18 protein-coding genes are annotated in these 23,077 nt (G+C 51.9%); 6 read left to right on the forward strand and 12 right to left on the reverse strand.

Features of this window, described 5'->3' with window-relative positions; genetic code table 11:
- Positions 1-299: 299 nt before the first annotated feature.
- Positions 300-719, reverse strand: coding sequence for a hypothetical protein (locus ACIDEJ_RS11890; protein ID WP_411988285.1), 420 nt, complete (start codon positions 717-719; stop codon positions 300-302).
- Between the two features lie 376 nt (positions 720-1,095).
- Here ACIDEJ_RS11890 and ACIDEJ_RS11895 point away from each other — a divergent pair, with 376 nt between their 5' ends.
- Entirely contained in the window at positions 1,096-3,792 is a 2,697-nt protein-coding gene (locus ACIDEJ_RS11895; RefSeq protein ID WP_411988286.1) for a bifunctional acetate--CoA ligase family protein/GNAT family N-acetyltransferase, read from the forward strand.
- Positions 3,793-3,840: 48 nt separating this feature from the next.
- Here ACIDEJ_RS11895 and ACIDEJ_RS11900 read toward each other — a convergent pair whose 3' ends face one another.
- From ACIDEJ_RS11900 to dmeF, 3 genes are all read right to left on the reverse strand, one after another.
- Entirely contained in the window at positions 3,841-5,478 is a 1,638-nt protein-coding gene (locus ACIDEJ_RS11900; protein WP_411988287.1) for a phosphoethanolamine transferase, read from the reverse strand.
- A gap of 133 nt (positions 5,479-5,611) precedes the next feature.
- Positions 5,612-6,040: a MarR family winged helix-turn-helix transcriptional regulator gene (locus ACIDEJ_RS11905; protein ID WP_411988288.1), complete on the reverse strand. Its 429-nt coding sequence runs from the start codon at positions 6,038-6,040 to the stop codon at positions 5,612-5,614.
- A 12-nt stretch (positions 6,041-6,052) separates the two neighbouring features.
- Positions 6,053-7,063 carry a CDF family Co(II)/Ni(II) efflux transporter DmeF gene (dmeF, locus tag ACIDEJ_RS11910; protein WP_411988289.1) on the reverse strand — a complete coding sequence of 337 codons (1,011 nt, stop codon included), beginning with the start codon at positions 7,061-7,063 and terminating at the stop codon, positions 6,053-6,055.
- A 195-nt stretch (positions 7,064-7,258) separates the two neighbouring features.
- Here dmeF and ACIDEJ_RS11915 point away from each other — a divergent pair, with 195 nt between their 5' ends.
- The gene (locus tag ACIDEJ_RS11915) at positions 7,259-7,957 is read left to right on the forward strand and encodes a tRNA/rRNA methyltransferase (protein WP_411988290.1); all 699 of its coding nucleotides are present in this window, start codon (positions 7,259-7,261) and stop codon (positions 7,955-7,957) included.
- A gap of 70 nt (positions 7,958-8,027) precedes the next feature.
- Here ACIDEJ_RS11915 and ACIDEJ_RS11920 read toward each other — a convergent pair whose 3' ends face one another.
- Together ACIDEJ_RS11920 and pssA are read right to left on the reverse strand one after the other, a co-directional pair.
- Positions 8,028-8,810, reverse strand: coding sequence for a tRNA-uridine aminocarboxypropyltransferase (locus ACIDEJ_RS11920; RefSeq protein WP_411988291.1), 783 nt, complete (start codon positions 8,808-8,810; stop codon positions 8,028-8,030).
- Complete coding sequence (gene pssA / locus ACIDEJ_RS11925) at positions 8,807-10,114, reverse strand: CDP-diacylglycerol--serine O-phosphatidyltransferase (protein WP_411988292.1); 1,308 nt, start codon at positions 10,112-10,114, stop codon at positions 8,807-8,809. The genes ACIDEJ_RS11920 and pssA overlap by 4 nt, the downstream gene beginning before the upstream one ends.
- A gap of 318 nt (positions 10,115-10,432) precedes the next feature.
- Between pssA and ACIDEJ_RS11930 the strand changes: the two genes are divergently transcribed.
- A complete protein-coding gene (locus ACIDEJ_RS11930; RefSeq protein WP_411988293.1) occupies positions 10,433-10,597 on the forward strand; it encodes a hypothetical protein in 165 nt (54 codons plus the stop codon).
- The gene (gene dacB, locus ACIDEJ_RS11935; RefSeq protein ID WP_411988294.1) at positions 10,587-12,044 is read left to right on the forward strand and encodes a D-alanyl-D-alanine carboxypeptidase/D-alanyl-D-alanine endopeptidase; all 1,458 of its coding nucleotides are present in this window, start codon (positions 10,587-10,589) and stop codon (positions 12,042-12,044) included. Before ACIDEJ_RS11930 ends, dacB begins: the two co-directional genes overlap by 11 nt.
- Before the next feature lie 111 nt (positions 12,045-12,155).
- Here the strand turns inward: dacB and ACIDEJ_RS11940 are convergent, their stop codons facing one another.
- The 5 genes from ACIDEJ_RS11940 to dapA form a co-directional block, all read right to left on the reverse strand.
- Positions 12,156-13,922: an acyl-CoA dehydrogenase gene (locus ACIDEJ_RS11940; protein WP_411988295.1), complete on the reverse strand. Its 1,767-nt coding sequence runs from the start codon at positions 13,920-13,922 to the stop codon at positions 12,156-12,158.
- Positions 13,923-14,086: 164 nt separating this feature from the next.
- Positions 14,087-16,288 (reverse strand): glucans biosynthesis glucosyltransferase MdoH, encoded by a 2,202-nt coding sequence (gene mdoH / locus ACIDEJ_RS11945; protein WP_411988296.1) that lies wholly within the window; start codon positions 16,286-16,288, stop codon positions 14,087-14,089.
- A gap of 20 nt (positions 16,289-16,308) precedes the next feature.
- Positions 16,309-17,967: a glucan biosynthesis protein G gene (locus ACIDEJ_RS11950; RefSeq protein ID WP_411988297.1), complete on the reverse strand. Its 1,659-nt coding sequence runs from the start codon at positions 17,965-17,967 to the stop codon at positions 16,309-16,311.
- A gap of 461 nt (positions 17,968-18,428) precedes the next feature.
- The gene (gene bamC / locus ACIDEJ_RS11955) at positions 18,429-19,544 is read right to left on the reverse strand and encodes an outer membrane protein assembly factor BamC (RefSeq protein WP_411988298.1); all 1,116 of its coding nucleotides are present in this window, start codon (positions 19,542-19,544) and stop codon (positions 18,429-18,431) included.
- A 4-nt stretch (positions 19,545-19,548) separates the two neighbouring features.
- Complete coding sequence (gene dapA / locus ACIDEJ_RS11960; RefSeq protein WP_411988299.1) at positions 19,549-20,433, reverse strand: 4-hydroxy-tetrahydrodipicolinate synthase; 885 nt, start codon at positions 20,431-20,433, stop codon at positions 19,549-19,551.
- A 171-nt stretch (positions 20,434-20,604) separates the two neighbouring features.
- Between dapA and ACIDEJ_RS11965 the strand changes: the two genes are divergently transcribed.
- Positions 20,605-21,153: a glycine cleavage system transcriptional repressor gene (locus ACIDEJ_RS11965; protein ID WP_411988300.1), complete on the forward strand. Its 549-nt coding sequence runs from the start codon at positions 20,605-20,607 to the stop codon at positions 21,151-21,153.
- A 20-nt stretch (positions 21,154-21,173) separates the two neighbouring features.
- Entirely contained in the window at positions 21,174-21,644 is a 471-nt protein-coding gene (gene bcp / locus ACIDEJ_RS11970; protein ID WP_411988301.1) for a thioredoxin-dependent thiol peroxidase, read from the forward strand.
- A gap of 180 nt (positions 21,645-21,824) precedes the next feature.
- On the opposite strand, the gene ACIDEJ_RS11975 is transcribed toward bcp, so the two are convergent.
- Positions 21,825-22,904 carry an AI-2E family transporter gene (locus tag ACIDEJ_RS11975; protein ID WP_411988302.1) on the reverse strand — a complete coding sequence of 360 codons (1,080 nt, stop codon included), beginning with the start codon at positions 22,902-22,904 and terminating at the stop codon, positions 21,825-21,827.
- Positions 22,905-23,077 lie beyond the last annotated feature (173 nt).

Raw genomic sequence — 23,077 nt, forward strand, 5'->3', positions numbered from 1 at the left:
CTGTTTCCAGTCTGAATTCAGGGCTGAAATTCGGGCCTTGTTTCTTTGTCATTTTGTCACCTAACTTTCTAATGCCGCCATCATAGCAGCTCTAATTAGATGGCCAAATTCAGTATGCCACTACAGTGTTTGATGATCGGATTGTTAGTATGCAGCATGAGAGTTACCTTTTGGTTTGTTTAATAAAGATTCGACACCTTTATCAAACTGGGTAACTCTCACTTTTTCAAGTAGATGTGTCAGATCTAGTCTGAACTAATACAACTTAGGCTTCCCCCTGCTGTTGCATCATTCTGATTTTATCGTCTGACAATGGTTTTTTTCGGCATCTTTACCGTGTTGACTTGGGCGTCAATCAGATTACCGTTGGCGGCGCGATACTCAGTGATATACACCACCAGAATGTTGTTTGCCGTTTCATAAGTGGCTGCAGTGGCACTCAACCCGGAATCCGAGGCCCAGCCAACATACCCGTCATTGGCATCAAACGGACGTTTTTTGGCACTTTTAGGCAAATCAATGGGCATGACTTTGGCGATGTCTCCATTGGCGTTTTTGGTGACCACGTGCCAGCCAGAGGCGAATTTGACGATTTCAGCGCATTCGCTCAGGCATTGATGGGTTTGCTTGTTAATGGCAAGTGTTGCCTCTGAGGTTGCAAAGGCTGAAGGGGCGAGTAGGAGCGAAACGATGGTTAATGGGGGAAATGTTAATTTCATAGTACGTTCCTTTAATTGTTTGAATTATGCTCAAATATCAATCTATGAACGATATCCAAATCTGTCAAGGTAAGCCCCTCCCCTCAATGGCGGGAGATCCCCACACAACACAAAACGCGTCAATAACAGATAAATTGATTGAATAACAAATGGTTATTTTTCTTTGGATGGATGAGCAAGATGCTAACTTCCATTATTTTATTCACCCTGCTCCCGTTTTATTTCCCCCGCCTATTCTCTGCCTGATTTATACTATGACCATACATTATTGCGCTAAGCCTTAGTTTTTCTGGTGATTTTGACCTTTGGTGTATTGTTGGAATGCAATCGCTATGAAATTATACGCTTGGACCCTTTAGATCACAGAGTTGACACTATGAGCCAGCGAAGTATCCGCCGTCTGTTTACCCCAAAATCCATTGCGGTTATTGGTGCCTCCAACAACCCCACCCGGGTGGGCTGCATCCTGATGAAAAATCTCCTTAGCAGCGCTTTTGACGGCCCCATCATGCCGGTGACACCCAATGCCACGTCGGTAATGGGGGTGTTGGCCTATCCCAATATTGAATCCTTGCCGGTAAAGCCCGATTTGGCCATCATTTGTACCAATGCCGAGCGGGTACCGGCACTTGCACAAACCCTGGCACAGTTTGGTTGTAAAACCGCCATTATCATCGCTTCTGGCATGAGCCAGTGTCCCATTGATGAAAACCAAACCCTGGCAGCAAAAGTAAAAGACAATGCAAAACGCTATGGCATGCGCATTCTGGGGCCCAACAGTTTGGGGATGATCCTGCCAAACCTTGGGCTTAACGCCAGCTTGGCTCACACCAATGCCCAACCTGGAAAAATCGCCTTTGTTTCCCAATCCGCAGCCGTGTGTACCACGGTGCTGGACTGGGCCAATAACAAGGGGATTGGCTTTTCTTCGTTTGTCTCGCTTGGCGATACCTGCGATATCGACTTTGCTGAGCTCCTTGATTACCTGGGCCGCGACACGCAAACCGCCGCCATCATGCTGTACATCGACTCCATTAATGACCGATTGCGTTTTTTGTCTGCCGCCAGAGCCGCCTCCCGCCATAAACCCATACTGGTGATAAAATCAGGGCGTAGCCAGGAAGGCAGTCATGCGGCCAAACATCATACCGGCGCCCTTTTTGGCAATGATGCGGTATATGAAGCCGCCTTCAGGCGGGCCGGCATGTTGCGGGTAACAGGCTTGGTGGAACTGTTTGCCGCGCTGGAAAGTCTGGCGCATCTCAACCCCCTGCATGGTGAGCGCTTGTGCATCCTCAGTAACGGCGGTGGCCCTGCAGTGTTATCGGTGGATGAGTTGATGCTCAATGGCGGCAAACTGGCCACGCTTTCAGAGGAAACCAAAAACAAACTGGCCGCGGTACTGCCGGGGACATGGTCGCAGCAAAATCCGGTGGACATCATTGGCGATGCCGACAGTAACCGTTATGCCAGAGCGCTGGATATCCTGATGGGCAGTGACGAATTGGACGCGGTGCTGGTGTTGCACTCGCCATCTGCCGTTGCCAACGGCGATACCATTGCCGATGCCATTATCCAGTGTGTCAGTCAGCATCCCCGCAAACACCGGGTGAACGTGCTCACCAACTGGAGCGGTGAAGACTCCGCCTATGAAGCCCGGCGGCGATTTTCCAAGGCCGGCCTTCCTACTTACCGCACCCCGGAGGGCGCGGTGCGTGCATTCATGCACATGGTGGAATTTCGCCGGAATCAAAAACTGTTGCAGCAAGTGCCTCAGTCCATTGTGAACACCTCCGATACGGCAACTGCCCGCCGCCTGCTGCAACAAGCATTGGAAAAAGGCCAAAAGTTACTGGAAACCCATGATGCCAGAGCCATATTCAATGCCTATGGCCTGAAAACCATTGATACCTGGTTTGCCAATACGGCAGATGAAGCCGTAAGCATTGCCGAGAAAGCGGGCTATCCCGTGGCATTGAAAATCCAGTCACCGGATATTTTGCATAAATCCGATGTGCACGGCGTCATGCTGAATCTGGCCAATGCCGAGGAGGTGCGACATGCCGCCGCCGCCATCTCCAGTCGGGTAAGAAGCGCCAATCCCGCCGCCAGGATTGAGGGCATGATAGTGCAAAAAATGGCGTTAACGGCAGGCACCCAGGAGCTGCGGGTAGCGGTACTCAATGACCCCATATTCGGCCCAGCCATCATGCTGGGCGAAGGCGGCTCGGAGTGGGAGCCCACAAGGGATGCGGCCGTGGCCCTGCCCCCCCTTAATATGGCGTTATCCCGTTACATGGTCATTCAGGCGCTGAAAACCGGCAAGATTCATGACCGCCACCTGCCAAACGGCATGGATATGGCGGCGTTATGCCGCATGCTGACCCAGATATCCAACCTGATTATTGATTGCCCGCAAATTGACAGCCTTGATTTAAACCCGGTACTGGCCTCCGGCGACAACATTACCCTGCTGGACATTAACCTGCGCCTGACCGATGACGTGAAGGATAATGCCGCCCGCCTGGCCATTTTGCCCTATCCCAAAGAGCTGGAAGAAAACACTACCTTGCGCAACGGTTTGCAGGTCATGTTGCGCCCCATATTGCCTGAAGATGAACCCAAGCATCTGGCCTTTGATAACTCGTTATCCGATGAAGACCGTTATAAGCGCTATTTTGGCATGCGCTCGCCCATGACCCATGAGGAAATGGCGGTACTGACCCAGATTGATTACGCCCGGGAAATGGCGTTTATTGCCACCATCAAGGACGAATCGGGAGATGATATTACCCTGGGCGCGATACGGGCATCCATTGACCCAGACAATACCGAAGCCGAGTTTGCCATGGCGGTGCGCAGCTCCCATCAAGGCATAGGAATTGGCAAGTTGTTGCTGGAAAAACTCATCCGCTATTTCCGCGATGCCGGCACCCAGGTATTAACCGGCTACACCATGTTTGAAAACCGCAACATGGCAAGCCTGGCCAAGAGTTTGGGATTTAGCGTGACCTTTGATATGGAAGAGCGGCTTATCCACATGCAGATGCAACTCAGCGCTCCCCAGGAATAACTTGGCTTGATACCGCTCCGGGGACATCCCCGAAGCGGTGTTGCACCGTTAACTACGACACTGGCGGAAAATGTCCTTTTGGGACTGGTAAACGCTGCTGTTGACATTAAACAGGCCCAGCAAGGTGTCAAACAGGTTATCTTGCGAATAGCCCCGGCGTAGCTGCAAGCCATCAAGGCAGTGGGACTGCAAGCCATTACTGGCGGCATAACTGTCAGACATCCAGGTCAGCCAAGGCACTGTGGTTTGTTCCGCCGGCGCAATACTGTAAGGGGTGCCGTGCAGATACAGCCCTTTTTCCCCTAAAGACTCACCATGATCAGACAGATACATCATGGCCGGGGCATAACGTTGCTGTTGTTGCAAACGTTTCACCACTTCCGACAGCACGTAATCGGTATATAAAATGGTGTTGTCGTAGGTGTTCACCAGCTCATCATGGCTGCAGTTCTGAATGTCACTGCGCGGGCAATCCGGCGTAAACTTGCGGTGCTGCTCCGGATAGCGCCGGTAATAGGTTGGGCCATGGCTGCCCACAATATGCAGCACAATCAGGCGGTCTTGCAGGGGTAAATCTTTTGCCGATAAAACCTCATCCAGCTTGTCCACCATTACCTGATCCTGGCAAAACTCACCATCACACAAGGCGCTATCCATATCCACATTAATGGTATAGCTTGGCACCCTGTCGCACACCCCTTTGCAGCCACTGTCATTTTCCACCCACAACACATTGACCCCGGCATGATGCAATACATCCACGGCAGTATCCTGGGCCTTGGCTCGGCGGCCATTGTAATTTTTCCTGTCCATGCGTGAGAACATGCAGGGTAAGGATACAGCCGTGGCAGTGCCGCAAGAGCGCACTTTATCAAAGGCTATCAATCCCAAATCTTTGGTATAGGCATTGGTTGGCCGTTGATAACCGTAATACTCATAGTTCATGGCCCTGGCGGTTTCCCCCACGACCAGCACCAGCAATTTGGGTTTTTCAGATGCGGCTGCAGCGGATTTCACCACGGTGGCATCAGTGCCCAACTGCTGATACGTGATGGGGGTTTGCAGATAATTCTGATAAACGTATTTGGATGCGGAGCCAATGAAATAAGTAGGCACAATGTAATGTTTAATCTGATCATTATTGCGTACAAACGAGGCGTAGTTTTGCATGAAGCCAAAAGCAATCAGCAGTACCACGGCCAGATTCGCCACCATGAAGATAACCTTGTGCAGCAGCTCTTTAGTCAGAGGCTGATAGACAATATCGGCCTTGTACAACAACCAGGCAGGCAATAACCCAGTGAGTAAAAAGTTGCCTATGGATGCCCAGTTCACATAGGTGAAGGCTTCGGCGCTGTTGGTCTGGAAGGTGTTTTCTATCATGCCGGTGTCAAACACCACGCCATATTTATAGGCGGCAAAGAACACGCTGGAAGACAATAAGATGAGCACAATGAAAAAGGGTTTCAGCAGATATTTAATGCTGAACACCGAAAACAGAAAACCCAGTGCCGCCACCATGAATACGGGAATGGTCGCCACAAAGAACGGATCAACATGTGATTGATTTTCAAGACCATGCTTAACAATGGAAAAAAAGGGAATATTAAAAACGGTCACAAAAAACAGTGCCAGAATAAACGTGACACGGTTTGTGGATAAAGATTTCAGCACACAAACTCCCATACTGAGGCAAGGTTAACCATTTCCGGTATCTGGAAAGCGGTAAATTTGATAAAAATATGAAAATTTTATAACAAAAATGACTTAAGATTTGCTTAAGTCATTATTCAGATATCGGCAGTGGATACGGTACCGTTTAAAATGTACCGTTGATGCGGGTTAAAAACCCTAACAGCTGTTCACGTTCACTGTCATCAAAATGTGCTGTCATCTCCCGGGTCAGTTGCAAGTGCAGTTCATCGTGCTCTGCAAACATCTGTTGCCCTTTTGGGGTTAACAATACCTCCACCGCGCGCCGATCATAACTGGATGGCTGGCGGATCACCAAACCGTTTTTCACCAGCCTATCGATTTGTACCGTTAATGTGCCGGTGGTGATCCCCAGTTTATCGGCCAGCGCTTTCATGCGCATGGCGCCATTGGCGCCAAGGATCTCTACCGTGTGGATTTGTGCCAGCGATACCCCCTGCCCGCGCACCACACTTTGCTCCCAGGATGACAGCCGTTCATAAAATTCAATGATGGCATGATTGATTTGCTGCGCTAACGGCAATTCATTACACATGTTCCGGCCGCCTTAATGGTGATGGTGGTGTTCGGACTGATGCTCATGGTAATGGGCACAACCATGGCAACTGTTACGCGGACAATGGGCCTTGTCACAGTCAGCGCAGCGATTGACCTCCACGGTCAGATGATCGATTTGCTCGAAATCCGACAACAGATCATGATAGTAATCCGTGTCCTTGGGGTTATGGCTTACCAGTGAGATCATCGCGGCGCAGTGATCGGCACTGACCTGCCAAACATGGACATCCGTCACTTTGTGATCGTTTTCAGCTTCAATGCGCGCCACCAATTGCTGTTTATAATCCGCCGCCACACTGGCATCGAGCAGTATGGGGCTGGTTTGCCGTATCAACCCCCAGGCCCAGCGGCCGATAATTACCGCGCCCACAATCCCCATCATGGGGTCAAGCCAACTGGCTCCCATGTATTTGCCGGCCAGCAATGCCCCGATGGCCAACAGGGATGTCAGGGCATCGGCCATCACATGAAAATAAGCCGCTTTAAGGTTATGGTCATCGTGGTGATGATCATGATGTTCATGGCCGTGATGATGCCCATGATGATCCTTGAGCAACAACATGCTGGCCAGGTTCACGGTCAGCCCGATAATCGCCACCAGAATGGCCTGATTGAAATGAATTTGCTCCGGGGACAAAAGCCGTACAATAGATTCAACAATCATCACCAGCGCCACAAGACCCAGCGCCACCGCACTGGTAAAGCCGCCAAGCACGCTCACCTTGCCGGTACCAAATGTAAATCTTTGGTTATGGGCATTTTTTCTGGCATATGAATAAGCAAACAGGGTCAACATGAATGCCGCAGCATGGGTGCCCATATGCCAGCCATCAGCCAGCAATGCCATGGAACCATAGAGGGTTCCGGCAATAATCTCAGCCAACATGGTAATGACGGTCAATGCCAGTACCCATTTGGTATTGCGTTCACCTTCGGTATTTTCTTTATTGAAATTATGAGGTTGTTGCCAACGAGCAATACTATGAAATTCTGCAGCCATGCGTTGTTACCTAAATCATTTGATAATCAAAATACTTGATGGACAAAATATCCATTTTCCTGACCATTATTGCAAGCGATTCTTGTTTGCAATTTTAAATTTACGGACTACAGCACACTTTAACCAAGGGCTTGGCAGATGTTGGCGAGATAAGAAAGCGTATAATCACTGAATTGATGTTTCTTGGAATTTGCTATGGATATCAGCTTTATTTTGGTTTCCCCCGCCCGTGCGGCCAATATCGGCGCAGCGGCAAGGGCCATAAAAACACAGGGATTTGAAGATCTTGTTGTTGTGAACTCCATCGCCCATCGGGAAGATGAAGCCGGCTGGGTTGCCTGCGGCGCAATGGATGTGCTGGAAAATATTCGGATGGCGCCATCACTGGAAGCCATTGCCGGGGAGTTTGATTTGTTGATTGCCACCACCGCCCGGGAACGGGGTAATCCCAGACAGTACCTGACGCCCACGGAGGTTGTGGAGAACCTGAAGGCGCAGCAGCAATCATTGCAAAAAATCGCCATTGTATTTGGTTGCGAAGCCAGTGGCCTGAGCAATGGTGATGTGGCCCGGTGCGACTTGCTCAGTTACATTCCGTTGGCACAAACCTATCCGTCACTTAATCTGGCCCAGGCCGTGATGGTATATGCCTATAGCCTGGGACAAGCCTTTAACATGACAGCCCCCATCAGGCCCGGCCCTGCCTCACTCCCGGCAGAAGCCTCCCAACTGCGGGCTTTGCTGGACAAATCAGACAGGCTTTTGCAAAAGCTGCAGGTGCAAGATGATCATAAACTTGGCCGCTGGTTACAAGAGACCTTCAGCCAATTTGATGACAGGGACGTGAAAATGGCGCACCAGCTGTTGAATGACATGATGAAAAAACTGCCCTAGGGGGAATGCTTGAGATGTATTCAGGCCAAAGCGGCCAAAATGTGCCACGGCCTGATGCATCGCAATGCCTTCATGACGCAGTCATTTGATTGAATTCAGCCAGCAAGGTTTGCATCCGCATCAAGCATTCCGGTGCCCGGGCACTGCGGCTCCACAAAGAGGCTTGCACAAAAACCTGGAACCACAACTGCAACGCTTGGGCATTTTCCCTTTCGCCCCAAGCATCAAGCACCAATGCCGCCACCTCGGCGGTGCCCAACTGAAACTCCCGTTGTCCCTTGCGCAGCTGATAACGTGCCAGGGTGTCTGGATGGAATGACAGCATGGGCAACGATTGCAAGTAAGGACTTTTGCGGAACATTTTCACCGCTTCACGCCAGCAGCCATCCAGCAGGATGAACAGCGGTTTTTTGCCGGTGGCATATTGCCGGGCCAATGGTGGCATGTCCGGCAATACTTCTATTACCTGCTGGGATGGCAAGGCATAGTCACCGGGAAACACCAAAAAGGGTTGATAGTCGGGATTTGCCAGTAATGCCAGCAACTGTGGGTCAGGGTTGGTGCGTGACCATAAAAACGCATGGGTATCCGGTATGAGGTCGGCAATCAGGCGGCCACTATTGCTGGGTTTCAGCACCTCGGTGTCATACATGACCAAGGCGAACGCCGTTGCCGAGGCAAGCCTGCGGCAACTTGGGCAGGTGCATACCTGCAGCGGTAACAAACAGCGGTCACAACGGCGCACCTTCATGCCTCTGGCGGCATAAGGACGCGTGGCAATGGATTTTCGATAGGCGTGCAACCTGTGTACCGCATGGAGCGGCAACGCCTGGGGGAGATTGTTTGTGGTCATAAAATCCGGCGCAAAAAGAAATCCGCTTTCAACCGCTGAATGCGCTTGAGGATTTTTTTAACGGGCGCAGGGTAATTCTGCAACGTCTCCAGCTGGCGATAATGGCTGATGAGCTGCGTGCTTTGTAAAAGCTGCTGTTGTTCATCCTCAAAACGGGCGGCCAGCTGTTGTTGATCGTCATGCAGCAAGATGCCGTTTTCCAAATCCAGTGCCCAGGCTCGGGGATTCAGGTTACTGCCGGTCAGCAGGTGCTTTCGCCCATCCATGCTCACCCCTTTCAGGTGAAAACTGTTGCGCTGGTTGCGCCAGACATAAATTTTCAACAAACCCTTGTCAATGGCCCATTGCTGGCGTTTGGCAAATTTCCGCAGCAGCTGCTCATAGAGGTAAGGAACCGCACCAATGGTGGAAAAAGGCTGATCAGCGGGAATGAAAAAGTCATTGGCGGTCTTGTCCCCCACCACAATTTCCAGCTGTTTGCCATTTCGCAGATGCTTGGTCAACGCCCGCATCAACTGGTATGGGGGATTGAAATAGGGCGTGCAGATAAACAGTGACGCCCGAGACTCCTTCACCAGTTGCAAAATGGCGTTGTTCAGCAGGTTCTTTTTGCGTCCCAAGCCCACAATGGGGGTCAGCCGTAACGGGGCATGCCCGGGGGCAAACTGGTAACGGGCACCACACAGCTGTTGCTTAAGGGTGCGAATTTCATTGCGATCCGGCACGTTATCGCGATGGTCACTCAAACTTACCACCGCGGAGTGGGACAAGATAAATTCGTCAATCATCTGTCGCATGCTGGCAGCCAGTTCGGCGGAGCGGATAAGGTAGTAGCGATCCAGCCGATAGCGCTGTTGCTGCTGCAAATACACATTGTTAATGCTGGCGCCGCTATAAATCACGGCATCATCAATGATGTAGCCTTTAAGGTGCAATACCCCCAGCACTTCCCGGGATTTTACCGGTACACCATAAACGGTAAACGGTGTTTCGGCCGTAGCCATTAATTGACGGTACAACCGGTAATTACCACTGTCACCTTTATGGCCTATCAGGCCGCGTCTGGCCCGGTGAAAATCTACCAGCACTTTAATGTCCAGCGCCGGATTACGTTGTTTTGCCTGTAACAGTGCCGCCAAAATTTCGCGCCCGGCCTCGTCATCTTCCAGATACAACGCGGCAATATAAATCACCCGCTGGGCGTTATTAATATGATCAATCAGGGTGTTTTTGAAATTTTTTGGGGTCAACAACCACTGTATTGCATCAGGGCCTATTGCTATACCACCTAGCTGATCCAGCAAGGCATCCTCCTACAACTCTCTGTCCCAAGCCGTATAATCCCGGCAGTATTTCGGAATACACAAAAAACTGAGCCGCGATTATCTTAGCGGCAGATTTAAGGCCATAGAACTTACTCACTTGTGCACGGCGGAGCAAGCGTTTTCTCCGGTCAACCGCTACGGCTGCATTCAAATTATGCCTGTTCCGTATAATTAATGTGCGGTCATGCGTCCCTTTGCCGTAAAATTATTGCAATGCTGCCTGAACCTACCAAAATCAGGCATCATCGGGATAGATTATATCCCTCCCTTATTGCTTGCTGTACAACAGGAACAAATATGAAGCGTAACATCTGGATCCCGCTCTTACTCACGCTCGTGGCCGCCTGGGGCATTTTCCATTTCAAAGACTGGCTGGGGCCGTTGGTATTGCCTTTGTTTATCGCCCTGGTGGTGTTTGTCACCCTGAAATTCTATCGTCTGATGGAAAAGGATGACCTTTAAGCTATCCCTGCGCCATTATCCCTGGATATTGGCAGCGCTCCTGGCAATGCCCTGGTGCCACAGCACGGCGGCGGCCCCCCTGCCCTCATGGCTGCAAGTGTTATTGCCCCCGGCCTCGCAAGTGGCATTGTGGGTGCAAGATACCCGCACCCAACAAGTGTTATTGAGCCACAATCCGGATGTGCAGATGTTGCCTGCCAGCACCCAGAAACTGCTCACGGCCGTTACCGCCTGGGAGGTGTTGGGGGCGGATTACCGCTTCCATACCCGAATATTGACAACCGGCACGATCATCCAGGGCGTATTGCAGGGCAACCTGTATTTGCAATTTAGCGGTGATCCCCGCCTTAGTCGCCAGCAACTGTCTCAAATGGCGCAAACCTTACGGCAACAGGGGCTTGAGAAAATCAACGGCCAGTTATTCCTGGTGGGGAACAACAGCCGCCAATGGCGGGCACCGGGCTGGGTCTGGGACGACTTGGGCATTTGTTACGCCGCGCCGATTTCCAGTTTTGTCATCGACGGCAATTGCATCAAAGCCCGCTTGCAGCAAACCAAAACCCGTACCCGGGTTACCCTGTTAACGCCAGCACCGGTGAGTGTTACCAGCAGCGCGTTTTTTGATCCGCAGCAGCAACATGATTTTTGCCAATTAACACTGCATAGGCAAGACGACAACCATTATCAGCTGAGCGGTTGTTATGGCAAGCGGCCGCCATTGCCACTGGCCATTGCGGTGAGCAACCCGCAACAGTATGCCGCTGATGTCATAGCAGCGTTGTATCGGCCGCAATTTCATTTTGAAGGCCCCGTACAGTTTGCCTCAACCGTGCCTGATGATGCCACGTTGTTGCTTGATCACCCCTCTTTGCCACTTAGCACCTTGATTGGCGAGATGCTGCTTGACTCTGACAACCTGATTGCCGATACCTTGTTAAAACAGCTGGGTTCACAAAGGCTGGGGCCCCGGGAGCAGGATGCGGTGTTCCTGGCCGGCGGCCAGCAGATAAAAGATACCCTTGCCGGCATGGGCATTGAGCTTGAAAACAGCCACATCATTGATGGCTCGGGGCTGTCCCGTTACAACCTGCTCAGCGCCCGCCAGTTGGGGCAGTTGCTGGCGCAAATTCAGCAGCGCCCCACCCTGCGCTGGTTGCTGGATGCTTTGCCCAAATCTGGACTCAGCGGCACATTGCACCATAAAGCGCCATTCAATCAAAAAGCCTTACGGGGACGGATAACAGCCAAAACCGGCAGCATGCAGGGAGTGCAAAATCTGGCAGGGTTTTTATCGGGCGATGCGCCTGACGATAAATACCGCTATCTTTTTGTCATCATGGAAAATGGCCATGTCACCACGGACATGCCTGATAGCGGTTTCATTGGGCAAGTTCTCCTGCAACTGCAGCAACGCTTAGGAAATGCGCCCGGAATGCAAAAGCCGTAGCACAGGGCGCACCATCATCACACACTGTTTTTACCCGCCAAACGCCCACAAAAAAGCCCGAGGCAACGGGCTTTTACAACATGCAACATTTGATACTGCTTAACCAATGACTCAGAACCAGTCTGTCGATGGTGCCATAACGGCCTCGTCCCCGGCGGCCACCGCAGCCAGATGGAGCGATACCCGCGGCAGCAGTTTGGCAAAATAGAACTGCAACAGTTGTTGTTTGCCGGCAACGAATTGAGCCGGTAAATCATCCGCTGTTAATGCCTTATCGGCCATCAGCAACCAACAGTGGCCATATAACAGGTAACCAAAAGCGTCCAGCGCATCCACCGCCACCGCATTAATCAGGGCCGGTTTGTCATGCTTTTGCTCATTCACCGTAGCCATGACCGTTAAAAACTGCTCTTGCAATGACTGCAGTTGTTGCCGCTCTTTGGCAAACACCCCGTCACAGGCTTGCTGCTGTTGCTGCAAAGTGGCAAAAAATTCGGTCACGGTTGCCAGATTGTCCCCTGCCAGTTTACGCCCGAGAAAATCAATGGCCTGAATGCCGTTGGTGCCTTCATAAATCTGGGCGATGCGCGTATCACGCACCAATTGCTCAATGCCGGTTTCGCAAATATAACCGTGACCGCCAAATACCTGCTGAGCGCTGACACAGGCATCCAGGCCCCTATCGCTTAAAAATGCTTTGGCAACCGGTGTCAACAGGGCGGCAAAACGGCTGCTTTGCTGTTTTTCTTCATCGGTGGCGGCATATTTTGCCTTGTCCAGCTCCATGGCGGTCAGCACGGCCATGGCCCGACCGGCTTCGGTCAATGCCCGGATATTCAACAACATGCGCCTGACATCGCCATGGACAATAATGGCATCGGCCTTGGCCCCGGTAGGCGAGCCGCCGGCAGCCAGCCCCTGCACTCGCTCTTTGGCATATTCGGCCGCCATCTGGTAAGCGCACTGGGCACTGCCCAGCCCCTGAATGCCGATGGACAAGCGTTCATAATTCATCATGGTGAACATGCACACCAGCCCGCGATTGGCGCGGCCAATGAGATAGCCTTCTGCATTATCGTAATTCATCACGCAGGTGGCCGAGCCTTTAAGCCCCATTTTGTGCTCCACCGCGCCCACACTCACCCCGTTGGCCGCGCCGATATCGCCAGCATCATTGACCTTGAATTTAGGCACCAGGAATAACGAGATACCGTCACATCCCTGGATTTTGGCCAGCACCAGATGAATGACGTTACTGGTCAAATCATGATCGCCGCCGGTAATGAACATTTTGCTGCCGTTGATAAGGTAACTGCCATCATCCTGAGGCGTGGCCCTGGTGGCAATATTGCGAAGATCGGAGCCTGCCTGGGGCTCGGTCATGTCCATGGCCCCGGCCCATTCGCCGGAATACAGTTTGGGCAGGTACAACGCCTTTAACTCGTCACTGGCGTGGGCATGAATGCACAATGCCGCACCAGCGGTCAGCGCCCCGTACAGGGTAAACGCGTTACTGGCGCTGTAGCCCATCTCGTCCAGCAGCACCCCCAGCATTTTGGGCATGCCCATGCCGCCAAATTCAGGTTCACCACACAACCCAACCCAACCGCCTTCGGCGTACTGACGGAATGTGTCCGCATAACCGTCTGGCGTTATCACCGTGGTACCATCAAAGCTCACACCTTGCTCGTCGCCTGCCCGATTGAGTGGCTGAATTTGCTCACTGCAAAAGCGGGCGCCTTCTTCAAGAATGGCTGATGCGGTTTCCACGTCCAGTAGTTCGGCAATGGCCGGTAGTTTCTGCCATACGTTACCGGCATCAAAAACCTGTTGAAGCAAAAAGTTCATCTCTTGAGTCGGGGCTTGGATTGAGTTCATCAGTCAACTGCCTTGTATAATTAAAACGAGTGTTTCAATTTATCCTGATGGACGGCATTTGGCAAACATCACAAGCAAAAACAGTGAAATAATGTGGTCTGTCCACTTAAAGCACGCCATGAAAAAGCCGGCACCAAGGCCGGCTGCTTACAATGCCACTGCACTCAGCAAACGCTCAAAAGATCATTCTCGGTATAGGATTTTGGCAATTGCTGCATGGTTTCCAGCAACAGCGGATTGCCCAGAATGTACCCCAGCTCTTTATCATTCAGGTTAGCCAGTAAGGTTTCCTGGGTTTGGGCTTCTTGCACTTTTACCCTGGCGATGGCATCCATGGCTTCAATTTTCCCGCCGGGAATGTGGGTGGGCAGTTTATCCATGATTTGCATGTGCAGCGCCATCAGCGCCGGGTTATCCAACAAGGCCGGAACATCCCAAACCTGTTGCAGCGCCGTTTCATACTCGGTTCTGGCCGCTGCTGCGGCCAACAGGATATGCGGTGGCTCAACCTCTTCAGGCGTAGCCAACAACCGTTTTGTCTGAAACCATCGCCCCACTTTTTGCGATGCGGTAAACGCCGACAGCGGCATGGCAATCCATAACCCTATCAGGGCCGGAGACATCCACGCTAGCAACGTCCATGAATCAAGATAGGCGGCATAGCCCAGCAGAATGCCCGCCAGCATGTGGTAACGGTGGCGATAAATCACATCAGACCAGGGCAAGCTGCCATCATCCCGCCGCTGCGGTGCCCAGCCACTGTCCTTGCCGGAAATGATGGAAAATACCGCGCCACAATGAATGAACATCATGATGGGCGCAATCAGGGCCGATACCAGCACTTCAAGCAGCACGCTTAGGGTGATCCGCAAACGTCCGCCCAGCACCTTCACATAGTGGCGGTCGCTAAGCAGCAATAGTGAACCGAAAATTTTGGGACCAAACAGAATGCCCATGGTGATGTAAAACAACCTCAAGGCCCTGTCTGAGTCCATCACCGGCCATTTGGGAAACAAGGAAAACTGATCGGTAAAATACTCCGGCCGGATGTAATGAGCCTGCAATGCCAGTAACAACCCGGAAAGGATCAGCAATAACCAAAACGGCGATGACAGATAGGACATGATGCCGGTGACCAGATGCAACCGGCTAATCCAGTGAAGGCCTTTGGCTGGCAGCACTCGGCTGTGCTGCAAATTGCCCTGACACCAGCGTCTGTCCCGCACCGCCATATCAATCATGGAGGGCGGACACTCTTCAAACGAACCGGGAAGATCCGCGGCAATTTGCACGCTCCAGCCCGCCCGGCGAATAAGCGCCGCTTCCACAAAGTCATGGCTCATGATGTGGCCGCCAAAAGGCGGCTTGCCTTTCAGCATTGGCAAACCGGCAGCCTGCATGAACGCCTGGGTACGGATAATGGCATTATGTCCCCAGAAATTGCCCTCTTTTTGCACCCACCATGCCAGGCCGGTACCGATGACCGGCCCGTAAAAGCGGGCGGCAAACTGTTGCAAGCGGGCCAGTAAAGTGACGCCTTTGACCAGATAGGGAATGGTCTGGATAAGCCCGGCATCGGGATCCGCCTGCATCCTGCGGCCCAGCGTTACAATGCACTGGCTTTGCATGATGCTGTCGGCATCCAGTACCAGCAGGCTGTCGTAAGCGCTGCCCCAACGGGTGCAAAAATCTTCCACATTGCCGGATTTGCGGGCGGTATTCTTGCGCCGCCGCCGATAATAAACCCGTGCCCGGCCATCAAGCCTTTGCCGCAATAACCAAAACGCCTGTTCCTCTGCCAAGGCGATGGCCGGATCCGTGGTGTCTGACAAAATGAACCAGGAAAAACATTTATCTTCCTGGGTCTTTTGACAATACTGCACCAAATCCAGCGCCATGGTTTCCACCGCCGAAAAGACCCGTTCAGGCTGTTCGTTGTAGGTGGGCATCAATATGGCAACGTTATCGGTCAACACTTCAACCGCGCGGGTTTTGGGGTGCACAAACCGATTTTTCATCAAGGTGATGCAGCCGGCCACGCCGCTGCAAAAGGCCAAGGCAATCCAGCAAAAGTTCACGGCAAAAAGCACCAGCACCAGATATTCCAGCGGCGTGACCCCGGCCACGCTGAAAACCTGCAGCATTTCATAAATGGCAAAGCCTGACAGCACCAGTGCAGAGCCCACCACCATGATCCTTGGCGCCACCTTGGAGCGCACGCCGTCAGGATTACTGCTGGCCCTTGGAAAGCCTGCGGATAACGCCTTGAGCTGCTGTGCCGGCATGGGCATGGGACGCTCATGAGGCATGGCACTGTCCCCCGCCAGTACGGGTTGGGCCTGCATCAGCAAATTATCCTGTTGCATTTGCGCCTCCTCGCGATTCATTAACGTGACCAACGGTATAACCAGGTTTCCACTTTGCCGGGAGCCGGCGCCATATTGCCTGTAGCGGTGTCGAACAGCAGTTCAGCGCGCAACTCCGCCACTGCTGCATCCTCGGGATCAAACTGGAAGGTCAGCCGGTAACCGCCGTTATGCGCGTTTTGCTGAAGTGACACTTTACTGATGCTGCCACCGGAGCTTTGCACTTTGGGCACTGGCATCGCTTTGGGGCGTTTGCCGTCATTCAGCTGATAATCAATCACAAACAGCCGTTTGGCGGTGGGTTTGGTAATGTCCGCCCGGCCACTGGCAGTGCGGGATACGGTAATGGTGCCCTGCTTGACGGCGGGTTCTTCCCCCCAGCTCAGGCGATAGGCAAACCGGTAATGGGAACCGGCCTTAAGGGTTTCCTGTGGGCGCCAGAACACCATGATGTTGTCGTGTATTTCTGACTGGGTGGGAATTTCCGTCAGGATCACCGAACCCTGGCCCCAGTTACCGATGGGCTCTACCCACAAACTGGGGTGCGTCTGGTAAGGGGTTTGCAAATCTTCATAGGCATAATAATTGCGCTGACGCTGAATGAGCCCGAATCCTTGAGGGGCATTATCCATAAAGGCGCTTACCTGTAATGTTTTCGGGTTTGCCAGCGGTCGCCACAAGCGCTCGCTGCGGCCATTGAGCATCAGCAAACCGTCAGAGTCATGTACTTCCGGGCGGGCATCATCAATGTGCTGCCGGCCATTAAGCGCGTGCATGTACATGCTGGTACCGGGAGCCAACCCCACTTTATCCAAATCCACTCGCGGAAACAGCACCGCATCCACGTCCATATGAGTGTTATCCCCCGGGCGCACCGAAAAGCGATATGCCCCTGTGACGCTGGGGCTGTCCAGCAAGGCGTGGATCACCAGCAAATTGGCATCTTTATGGGGTTCTTCTATCCAGAAAGCTTTGAAGAACGGGAACTCTTCACCCATGGGATCAGCCGTTTTCAGGGCCAGTCCCCGGGCCGATACCCCGTAGTTGTTGCCTTTGCCCAGTGCCCGGAAATAGGTGGCGCCTTGAAACACCAGCAATTCGTCAAAATAATCATGGCGGTTAAGGGGATAATGCAGGCGGAAGCCCGAATAGCCTATATCCCTTTTGGGTAGAGGCTGAGTAAGCGATTTACCGGTTTCAAAATAATCCGGGTTATAGGCCAAATGGGAGACTTGATTGCCCCGCACCAGGGCAAGCTCCACCATCTGTTTGAAATAGAACCCCCGGTGAAACAGCTGCAGCTGATAAGGCAGGGACGGGTTTTTCCAGATGGCCTTATCGCTGCGAAAACGGATGTCTTGATACTGTTCCTGGGTGAGGTTTTGCAAGCTTTCGGGTAACGCCTCTTCCGGGGCCACATACGGTTTGGCTGCTAGCGCTTTGGCCAGTTTTATCACGGTATCCTGATCGAATATGCCGTTTTTGGTGAATTTGGTGTTACCGCTGGTGGCCGCCTCTACGCTATTGGCCACCGGTGTGGGGGTTTCTGCCAGTATGGCATCAACACTGTTTTCTGGTGTCAGTGGCGTATTGGGCTCGGCAAGTGATACCGGAATTTGAGAAAATACCACTCCTAACAACACAGTCAGGCTAAGCAATGTTCTGAATCGACTGGGCATGTAGAAACAACCTTTTTATCATGTAAGACAGGAAAACGGATTTATCATAAATGTCGGGCGCTGCCAGCATATGAACGTCACGTAAAGACAAGCTAATCGCGGATGATGAGGGCAATAAACTACTACTAAACCCTACACAAAGAAAGCCATCAGCCAATTGTTTTTACAGCCTTTGTTGTGAATGCTGCCGGCAGATGTCGTACCCGCGGCTTGTGGCCCGTGCAACATGGCGAAATGGTGGCATTGCCCTGCGGGATAACACCGCTCTCGCCTTGTCATCATGCGCATTTTCGCATCCGCAACGTGCAATGCCACTCTAATGAATAGAACCTTAATGAAACTTTAACAAGGCGGCGCCTTTGCCACTCATTGGCCATAAGGCCCTTTGGCCAAAGAAAAAGCCCGATGCGAGTAACATCAGGCTTTTGTTATCACAAGCAGCGATACCTCAATGCGGCGAGTTAACGGATTTTCCGGTCTTCAGCCATCACTTCAGCAACCGCCTGATAAACGCTTTGCACCTGCGCTTGGGTCAAGGGCTTATCTTCATTGTCCCGAATGCGGATTTCCGTTTTCTGGTTATCCGCTTTGTGTGCGGTGACCAACAGGCGGTAATTTTCCTGATCATCCAGTTCAATGTTGTTGTCGCTGAACAGGGAATTCCAAAAGCCGCTGTCGTTGTTGAAACGGATGTAATAAAGCCCCTTGGCGGAATCCATGTCCACCACCTCGAAGCCGACTTCAGGCAACACGATGCTCAACCTGTCCCATGTCCGCTTAAGCGGCGCTTCAGACAACCAGTAGCCTTCATCGTTGGCATCGGAGGGTGCCACGTAAGCAATGGCAATCCCCTTGCTTTGCTGGCGCTTCATCTGCTGTTGCAGTTGGGCACGTTCTTTGGCCATGAAGCCAACGGCGCTGTTAAGCATGTCGATGGCGTAACGTTTCTTGTCTTCGTTTTTCAACACTACGGGAGTGTTGTCATCCCCATGGCTTTCCTGATGATCCAGCAAGCTGATAATCAGGTTACCGGAGCGGCCATGAGGGCGGATGTCGGTTTTGAACTGGTAGCGCTGACGCACCTTGTATACGCTGTCGGCGCCGAACCATGAGGTGTCCAGCAGCTCCTCGTGTTCAATCCAGTCAGTGTCGATTACGCCGTTGGTGTAATCTTCTTTGGCAATGGCATAACCCTTGTGTTTGAGAAAGCCCTTCACCACTGAAAACATCTCTTGTTTCAAGTCGGTATTTTGATCAATGGCTTCCACCACCACCTTGATGTTATCGCTGCCCTCTTCCACATGGGTGCCGTCTGCCATTGGCAGGATCTGCAACGGCGGACGAATGTCCAGCACATCGCCCACCAAGCTGCTATCGGCTTTGGCACTCAACGGCGGGACGTTGTACTCCTTGGTATATTGGGGCGCATGCAAACCTTCAGGGATTTTCAAAGGTTCTGTCGTTTTGGCATTCACATAATCAAAGCCGCCATCTGCCTGACGTCTTTCTATCGGGGTGGTACAAGCCGTTACCATCAATGCAGCAACAACCAGAGAAATTTCCTTCAGTTTTAACATCAAGTTATTGAACCTCTATATGGGCTTTTTTCATTGCATGCAGCAACAGACCATGAAACTCTTCAGAAAGTTCAGTCAACGGCAAACGAATTGTGCCGTGGCTAATCAATCCCATGCGATGAACAGCCCATTTTACCGGGATGGGGTTGGCTTCGCAGAACAAGGCTTTATACAGCGCTTGTATGTCCTGTTCGGCGGCCATGGCCGCGGCATCATCCCCTTTTAGGGCGGCATCGCACATTGCCTTGAACTGGGCTGGCACAATATTGTTGGCCACGGAAATCACACCGTTACCGCCCAATTCCAGGAACTCCCGGGCAGTGGCGTCATCACCGCTGAACAACAGAAAATCCTGGCCACACAGCTCACGCAGTTTGCGCACGCGGCTAAGATCTCCAGTGGCTTCTTTCAACGCAATGATGTTTGGCACATCGGCTAGCTGTGCCACGGTTTCAGGCTTCATGTCCACCGAGGTGCGACCTGGCACGTTGTAAAGGATTTGCGGCACGTCGGTTGCGGCGGCAACCGCTTTGTAATGGGCAATCAAGCCATGTTGTGGCGGCTTGTTGTAATAGGGTGTCACCCCCAGCATGGCCACCACATCCAGCTTGGACATGGCGTGGGTCAGTTCTATCGCTTCAGCGGTAGCATTGGCGCCATTGCCGGCAATCACGGGGATGCGGCCGGCAGCAAATTTAATGGTGTGCGCCACCACATCCACATGTTCCTGCAGTGGCAGTGTGGCTGATTCTCCGGTTGTCCCCACGGAAACAATGGCGTCAGTGCCATTGTCAATATGAAACTCCACCAGGCGCTCTAGGCTGGCATAATCCACTGAGCCGTCCCGGCTCATGGGGGTAATTAAGGCTACGATGCTTCCGCTAATCATGAGATTTCCCCAAATGTTCAGGATTCGCTATGGTACTGAGCCTAGGAAATGATGACAAGGGGCTGGGGCTAACAATTACAATAAGTTGTGGTAGCATTAACCGAAGCGTAAAAATCTCTCCCGTAGCGCTGAAACAGCGTAACGGAACGCCTAAGAACACGAGGAAAATTCATGACCAATTATCTGGTCGTTACCGCCATGGGCACCGACCGCCCAGGGCTGGTTGCTAAACTCGCCCGTCTGGCAACAGACTGCGATTGTGACATTGTAGATAGCCGCATGGCGCAATTCGGTAATGAATTCACCATGATCATGATGATGGCCGGCTCTTGGCCCGCCATTACCAAGTTAGAAACCTCCCTTCCCAGCCTGTGTGTTGAGCTGGAACTGCTGATGGTGATGAAACGCACCTCCAAACACGTGCCACTGACTTATATTTCCCGCCTTGAAGTGACCTTCAATGGCCAGGATCAGCGCGGTACCATGCGCAATATCACCCAATTTCTGGCTGAACGCTCTCTGGATTTGGCCATGGTGCGCTCCTTTGCGGAAGAACTCAGCGACGGCCAGCAAACCCAGCATTTGATGTTCACCATCAATGTGCCGGAGAAGGTTGATGTAGAACAACTGGAAAAAAGCCTGCATGCGCTGGCAACAGAGCTGTCGCTCAGCTGCACCATCCGTTGCATGCAAGGCGTTCCGGTGGCTGAATTGGATTAATCCCATCAAGGACATGAATCATGAATACCCTGAAAGCCGGCGACCAAGCGCCGTTGTTTACCCTGCAAAACCAGCATGGGGATGACATTTCACTGCTACAAACCCTGCAGCAACATAAAGTGCTGGTGTATTTTTATCCCAGAGCCATGACCCCTGGCTGCACCACCCAGGCCTGCGGACTGCGAGACAGTCATGATGCCCTTGCCGCACTGGGCGTGACAGTGCTGGGGATAAGCCCGGATCCCGTTGCCAAATTGCAACGGTTTATCGACAAGTATCAACTGAATTTTGATCTGCTCAGCGATGAAGACCATAGCGTTGCCGACGCCTTTGGTGTCTGGGGTGAGAAAAAATTCATGGGCAAGGTGAAAGACGGCGTCCATCGCATCAGTTTCCTGATAGATCAAAGCGGCCATATTGAACATGTGTTTAATAAATTCAAAACCAAAGATCATCACGAGGTTGTATTGGATTACCTAAACGGTAAGTAAGTTAAGTCATTGCTATCACTTTGGGGTCGGAAATAGACTGGCAATAGAACAGGAATCCGCGACCAAGATAAACCTCAGTGATAGACAAACCAGCCACCTTGTGCCGTAAACGCCCACCGATAAAAAATGCCAGTCCGTAAAGACTGGCATTTTTATCAATAATATTGGCAGGTAACCGGGTTATTTTTCCAAGGACTCTATCAAGGGGTCATCACTGCTGGGCCATACATTAATCACCGCTTTTACCAACGATGCCAGTGGAATGGCAAAAAATACGCCCCATACGCCCCATAAACCACCGAAAATCAACACAGCGGCAATAATGACCACAGGGTGCAGATTCACGGCGCCGGAAAACAATAACGGCACCAGCAAATTGCCATCCAGCCCCTGGATCACCCCGTATCCCAGCATCAGGTAACCAAATTCAGCGGTAAATCCCCACTGAAAAAAAGCGACCAGCACAATGGGTAAGGTGACCAGCGTTGCCCCCACATAAGGGATCAACACGGACAACCCGGTGGCCACCCCCAGCAATGCGGCGTAATTAAGGCCCATCAATGCAAAAAAGATGTAAGTGGCAATGCCCACGATAAAGATTTCAATCACCTTGCCGCGAATATAATTGAAAATCTGCAGCTCCATTTCAAACCATACCTTGCGGGCCAACTGGCGATTACTGGGGAAAAAGCGCTTGCTGCCTGCAATTAGCTGCTCTTTATCCTTCAGGAAGAAAAACACCAAAAGGGGCACCAAAATGGCATAGACCATCAGCACCAACAGTGAGGCGGAGTAACCCAGCAACTGCTTGCCAATGCCCAGCAGGTGTTGGGTATCCAGCAGTTTTTTCAGCTCGGCCAGCATGGTGTTAAGCTGCTCGGCACTGATAAACTGCGGATGCTGCTGCGACAGCTCCTGCAACATGATAATGCCCTTATCCAGCATGGCGGGCAGTTCGGTAAGCAACGCCACCCCCTGACGCCAGATACTGGGCATCAACCCGAATGAAATCAGCAACATCAAACCGATAAACAGCACCAATACCAACGATGCGGCAGTGGTGCGGTTAATGCCAATCCGGGCCATTTGTGCCACCGGCCACTCCAGCAAGAACGCCAGCACCAAGGCCACCAATAACGGCATTAACAGATTGCCGGCGAAATAGAGGATCAAGGTGATCCCCAAAAGGATAAACAACAGCGTTAGCGCCTGTGGATCGCTAAAACGCGCACGATACCAGCGGTTCAGGTAGTCGAACATGCAGATTTTCCTGTTTGAAACAAGGGTTGGACATACACACCGCCATCATTAAAAATGACAGCACTTTCCCAGTGAGCGATTAATTTATACCACGTTACGGGAACATACACTCCACCGGGATTGTCTGATTGCACAGAAGACAGGCGCAACCGGATAATGACATGAAAGATGGG

The organism is Shewanella mytili, from assembly GCF_046765975.1.
GTDB classification, from domain to species: Bacteria; Pseudomonadota; Gammaproteobacteria; order Enterobacterales; family Shewanellaceae; genus Shewanella; species Shewanella mytili.

Coding starts and splice junctions, on each gene's coding strand:
- ACIDEJ_RS11890 (WP_411988285.1), bottom strand. CDS start 719: ATGAAATTAACATTTCCCCCATTAACCATCGTTTCGCTCCTACTCGCC.
- ACIDEJ_RS11895 (WP_411988286.1), top strand. CDS start 1,096: ATGAGCCAGCGAAGTATCCGCCGTCTGTTTACCCCAAAATCCATTGCG.
- ACIDEJ_RS11900 (WP_411988287.1), bottom strand. CDS start 5,478: ATGGGAGTTTGTGTGCTGAAATCTTTATCCACAAACCGTGTCACGTTT.
- ACIDEJ_RS11905 (WP_411988288.1), bottom strand. CDS start 6,040: ATGTGTAATGAATTGCCGTTAGCGCAGCAAATCAATCATGCCATCATT.
- dmeF (WP_411988289.1), bottom strand. CDS start 7,063: ATGGCTGCAGAATTTCATAGTATTGCTCGTTGGCAACAACCTCATAAT.
- ACIDEJ_RS11915 (WP_411988290.1), top strand. CDS start 7,259: ATGGATATCAGCTTTATTTTGGTTTCCCCCGCCCGTGCGGCCAATATC.
- ACIDEJ_RS11920 (WP_411988291.1), bottom strand. CDS start 8,810: ATGACCACAAACAATCTCCCCCAGGCGTTGCCGCTCCATGCGGTACAC.
- ACIDEJ_RS11930 (WP_411988293.1), top strand. CDS start 10,433: ATGAAGCGTAACATCTGGATCCCGCTCTTACTCACGCTCGTGGCCGCC.
- dacB (WP_411988294.1), top strand. CDS start 10,587: ATGACCTTTAAGCTATCCCTGCGCCATTATCCCTGGATATTGGCAGCG.
- ACIDEJ_RS11940 (WP_411988295.1), bottom strand. CDS start 13,922: ATGAACTCAATCCAAGCCCCGACTCAAGAGATGAACTTTTTGCTTCAA.
- mdoH (WP_411988296.1), bottom strand. CDS start 16,288: ATGCAACAGGATAATTTGCTGATGCAGGCCCAACCCGTACTGGCGGGG.
- ACIDEJ_RS11950 (WP_411988297.1), bottom strand. CDS start 17,967: ATGCCCAGTCGATTCAGAACATTGCTTAGCCTGACTGTGTTGTTAGGA.
- bamC (WP_411988298.1), bottom strand. CDS start 19,544: ATGTTAAAACTGAAGGAAATTTCTCTGGTTGTTGCTGCATTGATGGTA.
- dapA (WP_411988299.1), bottom strand. CDS start 20,433: ATGATTAGCGGAAGCATCGTAGCCTTAATTACCCCCATGAGCCGGGAC.
- ACIDEJ_RS11965 (WP_411988300.1), top strand. CDS start 20,605: ATGACCAATTATCTGGTCGTTACCGCCATGGGCACCGACCGCCCAGGG.
- bcp (WP_411988301.1), top strand. CDS start 21,174: ATGAATACCCTGAAAGCCGGCGACCAAGCGCCGTTGTTTACCCTGCAA.
- ACIDEJ_RS11975 (WP_411988302.1), bottom strand. CDS start 22,904: ATGTTCGACTACCTGAACCGCTGGTATCGTGCGCGTTTTAGCGATCCA.